This window comes from Terrisporobacter muris, assembly GCF_024621905.1.
In the GTDB taxonomy this organism is placed as follows: Bacteria; Bacillota; Clostridia; order Peptostreptococcales; family Peptostreptococcaceae; genus Terrisporobacter; species Terrisporobacter muris.
This window is the reverse complement of record NZ_JANKBY010000105.1, coordinates 1-10,999: the sequence shown is the minus strand read 5'-3', so window position 1 is coordinate 10,999 and position 10,999 is coordinate 1. Positions and strand designations below refer to the sequence as shown.

Genomic DNA, 10,999 nt, shown 5'->3' with positions numbered 1-10,999 from the left:
AGATATAAAAAATAAAGATATATTTATATAAACTTATTCTTCTAAAACATTCAATTTCTTTGCAACAATACCAGTTGAGCTGGCTTGAACTAGAAGTGTTACTACTATTGCCATAAATACAGTAGATGATATAATTTCATAACCAGGAACTTTATTTGATACTACAATACCTGATAATGCAGCGGGAATAACTCCCGTTTCTCTAACCCACATCATAAATAATTTTTCGTTCCAACTCCAATTTGCTTTTTTATCAAAGGCAGTACAAATTAGAACTACTAGTGGTCTAGCTATGAATATAAGAATAAGAACTACGAGTAGTGATTTCCAACCATATTTTATTAAAGAATTTAAATCCAAATGAGTTCCTAAAACAATAAAAATAGCCATTCTAGATATAGTAGCTATACATTCTCTAAAATGAACACCTTCTATATAAGGCTCATCATCAATCCAAAGATGGAAGGTTTTCTTATTACCTGCGACTAACCCAGCAATGAAAACAGACATATATCCGCTACCACCTAATTTTTCAGAAATTTCATAAGCAAGAATTGCAATTACCAATGATATTATAGGGGCATATTTATGGAAAATACCATATTGTTTATTAGATGATAAGGCTACACCTATAAGTGCTACGACAACACCAACTATTAAACCAATAAGAATCATAAACACTAGTTGTAAAACAGTTTGTCCTAAGCTAGTTTCTTGAGTCATGGTAACTCCAGCTAAAACACTTGAGAAGAGTATAGCGCCAAAGGCATCATTGAATGCAGATTCACTTATAACTGTTTGTTTTAACATTTTGTGAATTGATACTTGTTTAAATACAGGTATTAAGCTCGCTGGGTCGGTAGATGCAACAATAGATCCTAAAAGGATACTAGTTGATATTGGCAAATTTAATATGTAAAAAGCTCCAACTGCAATGGTACTTGCAGTTATAAAAACCCCTAAGGAAGCTAACATTAAAACTGTTATTTTTACTTTGTTTAAAATTTTCAACTTAATCTCTCTTCCGCCTTCATAAAGTATAAAAGCCGAGCCAAAATTTAAAATTAGCTCATTTGCAACTGGATATGAATCTATATTAACTATATTAAAAAATATAGGACCAAATGCAACTCCAAAAAGTAGGTAAATAACTACATCAGGTATTTTTAATTTTTCTCCGATAAATCCTCCAATTATTCCAAGGATACTAATGGAAGCCATTAGAAGAAGTAATTCATTTGCGCTAACTGCTACTATATTTGTTTCGCTCATAATTTTTACCTCCACAAATAATTATTTTTCATTAAAAATATTATTTGTAAAAAACTTATTTATATAGATATGTTAACAAAATAATTTTCATATTTTATTAAACTTGTTTTTTAATAGAAACATAATTAAAATAGTCATAGGAGGAATAAGATATGATTAGGAAAACAGATAGAATTGATGTAATGTTAAAAAGATTAGAAAAACTAAAATATAGGCTTATTTTAGATTCCTTAATAGTAGGTATAGTAGTAGGAATTATAATTGTTATACATAGAATTATATTATCAACACTTAGCCCTGTATTTATAAATTTTTATAAAAAAGCTAGTGAAAATTATATTTTAATACCTATATTATTTATAATTTTAATAGTTCTTGGATTTGCAGTTGGCAGAATGGTAAAGAAAGAGCCTATGATTAGTGGTAGTGGTATACCGCAAGTAGAAGGTATATTAACTAGAAATTTAAAACAAAATTGGCTCAATGTATTGGTATACAAATTTATAGGTGGATTAATTTGTTTAGGTGCAGGTCTTTCTCTTGGAAGAGAGGGTCCATCAGTTCAAATGGGAGCTTGTATTGGAGAAGGTATTTCTGAGAAAACTAAAAAATTAGATAATGAGAAAAAATATTTAATTACGAGTGGAGCAAGTGCAGGACTTTCAGCAGCTTTCAATGCACCCATATCGGGAGTCATGTTTTCTTTAGAAGAAACACATAAAAACTTTTCTTCTTTAGTATTAGTGTCAGCAATGATAGCATCTCTAATGGCTGATTTTGTCTCCAAAAACTTTTTTGGAATGACACCATCTTTACATTTTTCACAATTGAATTCTTTACCTTTAAAGTATTATTGGGGCCTTATAATTTTAGGTATAGTAATAGGAGTTAGTGGTGTTATATTTAGCAATGGTCTTTTAAAAACACAGGACTTATATAAGAAATTAAATAAAAGCGTGGAAGTAAAATGTATAATTCCTTTCGTCATAACAGGAATAGTAGGTATAATCTTTCCTATAGTATTGGGTGGGGGACATGATTTAATCATGGAATTAAAAGATAGTAACTTTACTATGATGTTTTTATTTACCTTAATAGTAGTTAAATTTTTATTCACTTTTGTTTGTTTTGGATCTGGAGCTCCAGGGGGAATATTTTTCCCACTATTAGTACTAGGAGCCCTTGTTGGTAATTTTGTAGGATTAGTTTTTGCAAAGTATTTGGGTATACCAGACATGTATATAGTAAACTTTATAGTATTAGCAATGGCAGGACATTTTGCCTCTATAGTAAAAGCACCTATTACAGCTATATTATTAATTTCAGAAATGACAGGGTCTCTAAATCATTTGTTGTCTTTAGCAGTAGTGGTAATAGTATCTCAATTAACTTCAGATATTTTAAATTCTGCACCAATTTATGAAAGTTTATTAAGCAGAATTTTAGCTAAAGGTATAAATAAATATGAAGGAAGAGTAGGGAAGAAAACTCTAATAGAAATAGCAGTACAAATATACAGTGAATTAGATGACAAAGAAATAAAAGATATAGATTGGCCTGAAGATTGTTTAGTAGTATCTATACATAGAGGTGAAAAAGAAATTTTACCAAGGGGAGATACGAAGATTTATGCGGGAGATTTATTAGTAATAATGACTAATGAAGATCATGCATCGTGTATGTTGGAAGATATATCTGAAATGGCAGCTACAATTTAATAAATATTAAGCAAACCATCAGTTGACTTGATGAATGTAAAATCAACCATAAATACATTGTGTCGACTGATGGTTTTATATTAATAAGATATAATATTAGATACGAGAATTTATTAAAGAAATTAGAAATATAGATTTAATAGGTAAATATAAAGGGGTTGAATAAAAATGGGGAAAAATATTGAAAAAAGAAGATTGTATGTGTTTTTAGGAATTGTATTTATACTTTCATGGGGATGGGTTGCTACAATACCTTTGACTGGAGACACTTATGGATCAAGCAAAAGTCTTATAATATTATCAGTTCTCATGCTAATACCAACATTATCTTCAATATTAACAAGATTAATTACAAAAGAAGGTTTTAAAAATATGTATTTAAAACCGAGATTTAAAAATAATATGAAGTATTACCTAACTGCATATTTTATGACGAATGTTTTTATAATACTAGGTGGAATTATATTTTTTATTATTTTTCCTAATATGCTAGATACAAATTTAACTTCACTTAAGGAATTATTACAAAACCAAGGTATAGCTATTGATGCAAAGATAATTTTGATTGCTCAATTTGCTCAAGGCATCTTAATAGGACCTATAATAAATATTATATTTACTCTTGGTGAAGAGGTAGGCTGGAGAGGATATTTACTTCAAAAGCTTTGTAAACAGTATTCTGTACAAAAATCCATAATTATAAGTGGAGTTATATGGGGAATATGGCATGCACCTATAATTGCAATGGGGCATAATTATGGGACTGGATATGTAGGAGCACCATGGGGAGGCATATTTGCTATGATAGTGTTTTGTGTGATTTTTGGATTTTATCTTTCATATTTAACTATAAAAACGAAAAGTGTTATTCCAGCAGGTATAGCTCATAGTGCAATAAATGGTTTCGCTGCCTTTAGTATAATTTTATGTAGAGGAACTGTAAATCCTTTTATAGGACCAGCACCAACAGGTATAATAGGAGGATGCATACTTATATTAGTAGGTATTTATTGCTATATAAAATTAGGAAAAATAGAAAATCCATTTGAAGAAGAAGTGATAATAAATAATTAAATATTAGATTTAAGGAGTTACTTAAGGAATGATTAATTAAATTGTTACCTAAATAACTTCTTTTTTTATTATAATGTGGTATGTTATAATTGACTGAAAATAAAAAATAAGGGATTATTGTATGGGAGGACTGTTGTGAGTAAAAATATAAAGCTAATTATAATATTTAGTATTCCAGCCATATTAGCATTAATTGAATGGGGACTAAGTTTTTCTACTGTATTTATAAGTGTATCAATGATGCTTATATACGTCTTAATAAGAGTCAAAAATATTGCATATAAAAATAAATATACAAAAGTAATATACCAAATTTATAGAATAATAATGATATTGTTTATATCATCCTTTATTATTCTACAAAGTGCAATTGTCATAAATATGTATAAAACAAAAGATATAAGTAATGTAAAACCTATTGATACAATGATAATTTTAGGTGCAAAAGTAAATGAAGATGGAGTATCTAAAACCTTAAAGCTAAGGCTAGATAAAGGTATTGAATATTACAATAAAAATAAAGATATCAATATAATTGTATCTGGTGGACAAGGTGAAGATGAGGTAACTACTGAAGCATCAGCAATGAGGGATTATTTGTTGGAAAAGGGCGTGAATGAAGAAAATATAATCTTAGAAGATAAAGCAGCTACCACTTTAGAAAATATAATATTTAGTAAAAAAATAATGAAAGATTTAAATTTGGCAAATAGAGCTTTGATTGTTACTAGCGACTATCATCTATTTAGGGGAAGATTTATAGCTAGTATTTTGGGGATTGATAATGAAGGATTATGTTCAATAAGTGGCTTCTCTAATAGGATTTATTATATGATAAGAGAATACCCTACAAGTATTATAGATTTATATAGGAGTATAAAACTTAGTTTTTGGAATTAAAATAAGAAGCTATATAGCTAAATTAAAGAGTATTTAGTTATATAGCTTTTATACTTAAAATGTTAAATATTACAAAGTTCATTTTTCATTATAAAATTACACAAAGAATAAATATTTGCATTTAGAACATCATCATTAAACTTAAGAGGAATAATTTTCGATAAATTATAAAATAATATGGTATTTTTATCTCTATCTATACCTTTATTGATATTTATTTCCAGAGAAATATTATTATCTTGGCATATTATAGAATAATTGTCGTTATAGATTGAAATATTGTTTTGATTTTCAGTAAAAATAAAATAATTCATGATAAGTTTTTTTGTATTTATTTTGTAGTTTAAAGGAAAGACTTTAAGGCTACAGTTATTTCCATTTAGCTCTATTAAATCTAATTTTTCTTCTACTAAATCTTTAATATTCATAAGTTTACTTAAATTATAAATATCTTCATAATTATGTAGAAGAATGGTGTTCATGATTTTTTGATCTTTGTTTTTAACAAAATTTTTATATAATTTTACACTTTCGCCACCATCTATAATATCATCCCTATGAATACCAAAGAATGTTTCAACTGTACTTAAACTGCAATCTTCTAAGTTTAGAGGACTTTTAAATTGTTTAACAAATCTAAAAATATCGAAGTCGTCTTCTTTATTCAAAGTAAAATCAATGTTATGTTTTTTTAATCTATAATTTATAAACCCTATATCAAAGCCTAGGCCATTATAAGTTACATGTCTTTTGAAACACTTAATATCATTAGCAAAGGCAGTAAGCACTTCTTTTTCTTCATCTTCATTTTCTGCAAAAAACTGTTTAATAACAGTCTTATCTTGGCAATTATATAGAATACCAATTAAAATAACTTTGCAAAACTTAGGATTTAGTCCTGTGGTTTCAATGTCGAAAATAAAGGTGTTATTATCTATGTTTAATTTTTCATTAAGAATTTTCTCTATAATTTTCATGATATTTCTCCTTTTTTCATTTTTGTACTATAATAGACGTTGAATAAATTAATTTAATCATATATTAAATAGGAATCATAGTAAATGTAATTTTATAAATAATAAACAAATACTTCAAGGTGGGAAAAAATGATTGATAAAGATAAATTAAACGAAAATCAAAGAAAAGCAGTGGAACATGTGGAAGGACCTTGTATGGTGCTGGCTGGACCTGGTTCAGGTAAAACAAGAGTTATAACTTATAGAATAGCAAATATGATAATGAATAATAATATTCCTCCAGCAAGAATATTAGCAATAAGTTTCACGAAGAACTCTTCTATGGAAATGCAAAATAGGGCATTGCAAATTTGTAAGGATAATAGAATAAATAAAGTTACTTTTGGGACTTTTCATGCTGTTTTTTACAAGATTTTAAGATATTTTGGAAGATACGATATGAATAGTATTCTTGATGAAAAAACAAAAAGAATCACTATAAAAGGAATACTTAAGAATTTAAAAGTAGAAAACGGCGAAGATGACGAGACTGTGGGACAAGTTATAAATGAAATTTCTTATGTGAAAAATGAGCTTATGGATAAGCAGGATTTTGAATCAGAAATTTTAACAAAAGATGAGTTTATAAATACTTACAACATGTATGAAGAATATAAGGAACAAGTCAAAAAAATAGATTTTGATGATATGTTACTAAGAACATATTATTTGTTGAGTCAAAATAAACAAGCTCTAGATATGGTTAGACAAGTTTATAAATATATTTTAGTAGATGAGTTTCAGGATATAAATAGAGTGCAATTTGAGGTTCTAAAACTAATGGCAAATCCTAATAATAATATATTTGTTGTTGGAGATGAGGATCAAAGTATTTATGGATTTAGAGGCGCTAGACCAGACTTTTTATTACAGTTTGAAGAGTACTTCCAAGGTACAAAAAAGATATTACTAGATATTAATTACAGGTCTAAAAAAGAAATAATTGATGTATCTAATAAATTGATAGAGAAAAATATAAGTAGATATGATAAAACTATAAAATGTCACCAAGGAGAAGGTGCTATAGTGAATTATATTACACCGAAGGACTCAGAAGATGAGGCAATTCAAATTGGAAAAGAAATATTAGAAGAAATTAAAAAGGACTATGTAGAATATAGTGATTTTGCAGTTATTTACAGGACAAATATTCAATCTAGAGCTCTTGTAGATGTGTTTATGGATATGAGAATACCGTTTACTATAAAAGACTCTATAGTGACAATATATGATCACTGGGCAGCAAGAGATATACTATCTTATTTGAAAATAGCTGCAAAGCAACATACTAATGAAGATTGGATAAGAATAATTAATAAACCATTTAGATATATATCTAGAGATAATTTAAGTCAAATAAAAGAAGATAAGGATTTTGTTAATGCTTTAATAACAAAGTGTAATCTTCATCCAAAACAAGTAAAAACCATAAATGATCTGGATATTGATATAAGTTATTTAAAACATCAATGCCCACAAGATGCTATATCTTATATAAGGACAACTTTAGATTATGATAAATATATTTTAGATTATTGTGTTAATAGAAAAATAAAAACAAATGGATTAATAGAAATATTAAATGAGATAGAAAGTTCAGCGTCTAATTTTGAAACTATTGAAGAATATTTAACTCATATAGAAAAAGTTAAAGAAGAATTAGAGCAAAATCAGCATAAAAAAGAGCTGGATGGAGTAGTATTTACTACTATGCATAGTGCTAAAGGTTTGGAATTTAGATATGTATATATTATAGGTATTAATGAAGGTACCATTCCACATGAAAAGTCTTATGATATTGATGATGATGAGAAAAAAGATGAGCAAATTGAAGAAGAGAGAAGACTTATGTATGTAGGTATGACTCGTGCAGAGGAAAGTTTAACTTTGAGCTCACCGATAAATAAATATGGCAAAAAGGCATATAAATCAAGATTTTTAGATGATATAAAAAATCCAACAAAAGAAGAGATTAATAGTGTGAGTATTGGGGATAAACTTTATCACAAAAGTTTTGGAGATGGAAGAATTGTGGGTAAAGATGGAGATATGGTACAAGTTAAATTTAAAAATGAAGAGAAAACATTAGATTACAAACTATGTATTAGAAATAATATCATTAAGAAGTTATAAATAAAGATATGAACAAAAATAAAAAGATTCTGAAAATTGTTGTTGACAAAGTTAGTTTATCTAACTATAATTTTATTAATAATTTGAAAAGGAAAATTCTAGGAAAAAGAAAGTAGCCTAAATAGAGTTTCAGCGAGTTAGGGTATGGTGTGAGCCTAATAATAAAGTTTAGTGTGAAGAGAGCTTTGGAGAAGATTATCAGAACCTAAGTATGATAATAGGTAGCGCCTGCCTTAAGGGTTTGAGAGGATAGAGCTCAACTCAAGTAATGAGAATTTTGTTTAGCAACGGATTTGTCTGAAATAATAGCAAAGACATATCGTTGGCGAAACGAGCGGAGTGAGTTTTATCAACAAGAGTGGTAACGCGGTTAATTCGTCTCTTAGTCATTATGACTAAGGGACTTTTTTATTTGGGTAATACCGTTACACTAATCAGTATCAAAATGATATGCTAACAGGCGACATGAATTTTTTAGAGATTATATTTTAAATTATAAAAGGGGGATATTGAAATGAAAGGATTAAAGAAAATATTAGGATTAACTTTGGCTGCAATGATGACGATATCATTAGTAGGATGTTCAAGTAGTGGGGATGACGGTGGAGATAGTAAAACAGCAGACAAACTTCAACAAATTAAGGATGCAGGTGTACTAAAAGTAGGAACAAGTGCTGAATACTCACCATATGAATTCCACAAGGTAGTAGACGGAGAAGATAAAATAGTAGGATTTGATGATTTTATAGTTCAAGAAATAGCTAAAGATATGGGAGTAAAAGTAGAATACACAGACATGGACTTTGATGGATTACTAGGGGCTTTACAAGCTGATAAAGTAGATATAGTTTTAGCAGGTATGACACCAGATGAAACTAGAAAGAAAAGTGTAGACTTCTCAGAAATATATTATACAAATAGTAATGTTTGTATAGTAGCAAAAGGAAAAGAAGATTCTATAAAAAGCTCAGAAGACATAAAGAACCTAAAAGTTGGAGTTCAAAAAGGAACAACTCAAGCAGATTATGTTACAAGTGATAAAGAAGGTTGTCTAGGAATATCAGATGCAACACAATTGAAGAAAATACCAGATTTAATGTTAGAACTTCAAAATGGAAAAATAGATGTTATAGTAACTGGTAAAGCAGTTGCAGAAATAAATGTAAAAAATTATAAAAATGTAGCTATAGGGAATACAACTATAGGAGATGAAGTTGCAGAAACTGCAGCAGCAGCTATAAAAAAATCAGATGATAAAGTTGATAATACTGCATTTTTAAAATCTGTAAATGATACAATAGCAAAATTAGATAAAGACGGTAAAATAGATGAGTATATGCAACAAGCTTTAGAATTAGCCAAATAAGAGACATTAACTAGGAGATGGATATATGGATTTTAGTAAATTAAGTGGGTACTATGGATTAATTATTAAAGGGGCAGAGTATACCATATTAGTATCTATGGTATCATTGGTTATAGGTTTTGTTCTTGGTTTATTAATTTGTTTAATGAAAATGTCTAAAGTTAAGATATTAAAACTAATATCAAGTGCATACATTCAAATTCTTAGAGGTACACCATTATTTGTGCAAGTATATATTATTTATTATGGATTTCCACAACTAGGCTTCGACTTTCCAGATGTAGGGCCTATATCTTCAAAATTTATAGCAGGTGCATTTGCATTATCTATAAATTCCAGTGCTTATGTGGCTGAAATATTAAGATCTGGAATACAGTCTGTTGATAAAGGTCAAATGGAGGCTAGTAGATCTTTAGGTTTAGGATATAAGGATACAATGAGATTTGTAATAGTTCCACAAGCTATAAAAAATGTGTTGCCAGCTTTAGCAAATGAGTTCATAACATTAGTAAAAGAATCAGCAGTACTTTCTGTTATAGGAACCCAAGAGCTGATGTTTAAGGCAGGAATAATAGTTACAGCAGTTTATAGCCCAATGGAACCGTATTTAGTAGCAGCAGCTACGTATCTTGTAATAACTTCTGTATTATCTAAATTAGTATGTATATTAGAGAAAAAATTAGCTCAGTCAAATTAGAATAATATAAGGGAAAGTGATAAGATGATAAAGATAAGTAATTTGCATAAATTATTTGGAGATTTACATGTACTTAAGGGTATAGATTTACAAATTGATAAGGGTGAAATAGTTGCAATAGTAGGACCAAGTGGATCAGGCAAAAGTACACTTTTAAGATGTATGAACTTACTTGAAGAACCTACAGAAGGTGAAATATTATTTGAAGATAAAAATATAACGGATAAGAAAGTTAATATTGATGAAGTAAGACAAAATATAGGAATGGTATTTCAAAATTTTAACCTATTTCCTCATATGACTGTTTTAGATAATATAACTTTAGCTCCTATTAAAATAAAAAAAATAAGCAAAGAAGAGGCAAATAAAAAAGCTCAGATATTATTAGATAGAGTAGGGCTATTAGATAAAAAAGATGCATACCCTTCTCAGTTATCAGGAGGGCAAAAGCAAAGAATAGCCATAGCTAGAGCATTGGCAATGGAGCCTGATATGATGTTATTCGATGAACCTACATCAGCTTTGGACCCGGAAATGGTAAAAGAAGTTCTAGATGTTATAAAAGAACTAGCTAATGAAGGAATGACTATGGCAATAGTTACTCATGAAATGGGATTTGCAAAAGAAGTAGCAGATAGGGTTATATTTGTGGATGATGGAAAAATTGTAGAAAATGGTACACCAGAAAATGTATTTAATAATCCTACAAATGAGAGAACAAAAGAATTTTTAGCTAAGGTTCTATAAATATATTATTGTAATAAAAAAACTTCCAGATTATCTCTGGAAGTTTTTTATTATCAAATTAATTTAATTCATATTA

9 protein-coding genes and 1 other annotated feature are annotated in these 10,999 nt (G+C 28.4%); of the genes, 7 read left to right on the top strand and 2 right to left on the bottom strand.

Translation table 11 applies throughout. The features are described 5' to 3' along the window. Positions 1-33 precede the first annotated feature (33 nt). On the bottom strand, positions 34-1,272 hold the full coding sequence (locus NSA58_RS09800; RefSeq protein ID WP_039678517.1) for a cation:proton antiporter: 1,239 nt from the start codon (positions 1,270-1,272) through the stop codon (positions 34-36). A 152-nt stretch (positions 1,273-1,424) separates the two neighbouring features. On the opposite strand from NSA58_RS09800, the gene NSA58_RS09795 reads away from it, so the two are divergent. From NSA58_RS09795 to NSA58_RS20720, 3 genes are all read left to right on the top strand, one after another. Then, entirely contained in the window at positions 1,425-2,990 is a 1,566-nt protein-coding gene (locus NSA58_RS09795; protein WP_039678518.1) for a ClC family H(+)/Cl(-) exchange transporter, read from the top strand. 168 nt (positions 2,991-3,158) lie between these two features. Beyond that, on the top strand, positions 3,159-4,064 hold the full coding sequence (locus tag NSA58_RS09790) for a CPBP family intramembrane glutamic endopeptidase (RefSeq protein ID WP_052232859.1): 906 nt from the start codon (positions 3,159-3,161) through the stop codon (positions 4,062-4,064). Between the two features lie 135 nt (positions 4,065-4,199). Further along, entirely contained in the window at positions 4,200-4,964 is a 765-nt protein-coding gene (locus tag NSA58_RS20720; RefSeq protein WP_052232860.1) for a YdcF family protein, read from the top strand. A 62-nt stretch (positions 4,965-5,026) separates the two neighbouring features. Here the strand turns inward: NSA58_RS20720 and NSA58_RS09780 are convergent, their stop codons facing one another. Further along, entirely contained in the window at positions 5,027-5,941 is a 915-nt protein-coding gene (locus NSA58_RS09780) for a ribonuclease H-like domain-containing protein (RefSeq protein ID WP_074079452.1), read from the bottom strand. A gap of 129 nt (positions 5,942-6,070) precedes the next feature. On the opposite strand from NSA58_RS09780, the gene NSA58_RS09775 reads away from it, so the two are divergent. The 4 genes from NSA58_RS09775 (at position 6,071) to NSA58_RS09760 (ending at position 10,923) form a co-directional block, all read left to right on the top strand. After that, on the top strand, positions 6,071-8,113 hold the full coding sequence (locus NSA58_RS09775; protein WP_039678520.1) for an ATP-dependent helicase: 2,043 nt from the start codon (positions 6,071-6,073) through the stop codon (positions 8,111-8,113). A gap of 91 nt (positions 8,114-8,204) precedes the next feature. Next, positions 8,205-8,499: a binding site (T-box leader), on the top strand. Positions 8,500-8,627: 128 nt separating this feature from the next. Next, positions 8,628-9,479, top strand: coding sequence for a transporter substrate-binding domain-containing protein (locus tag NSA58_RS09770; protein WP_074429471.1), 852 nt, complete (start codon positions 8,628-8,630; stop codon positions 9,477-9,479). Positions 9,480-9,504: 25 nt separating this feature from the next. Further along, entirely contained in the window at positions 9,505-10,176 is a 672-nt protein-coding gene (locus tag NSA58_RS09765) for an amino acid ABC transporter permease (RefSeq protein ID WP_074079450.1), read from the top strand. Between the two features lie 24 nt (positions 10,177-10,200). After that, entirely contained in the window at positions 10,201-10,923 is a 723-nt protein-coding gene (locus NSA58_RS09760) for an amino acid ABC transporter ATP-binding protein (RefSeq protein WP_039678523.1), read from the top strand. Positions 10,924-10,999 lie beyond the last annotated feature (76 nt).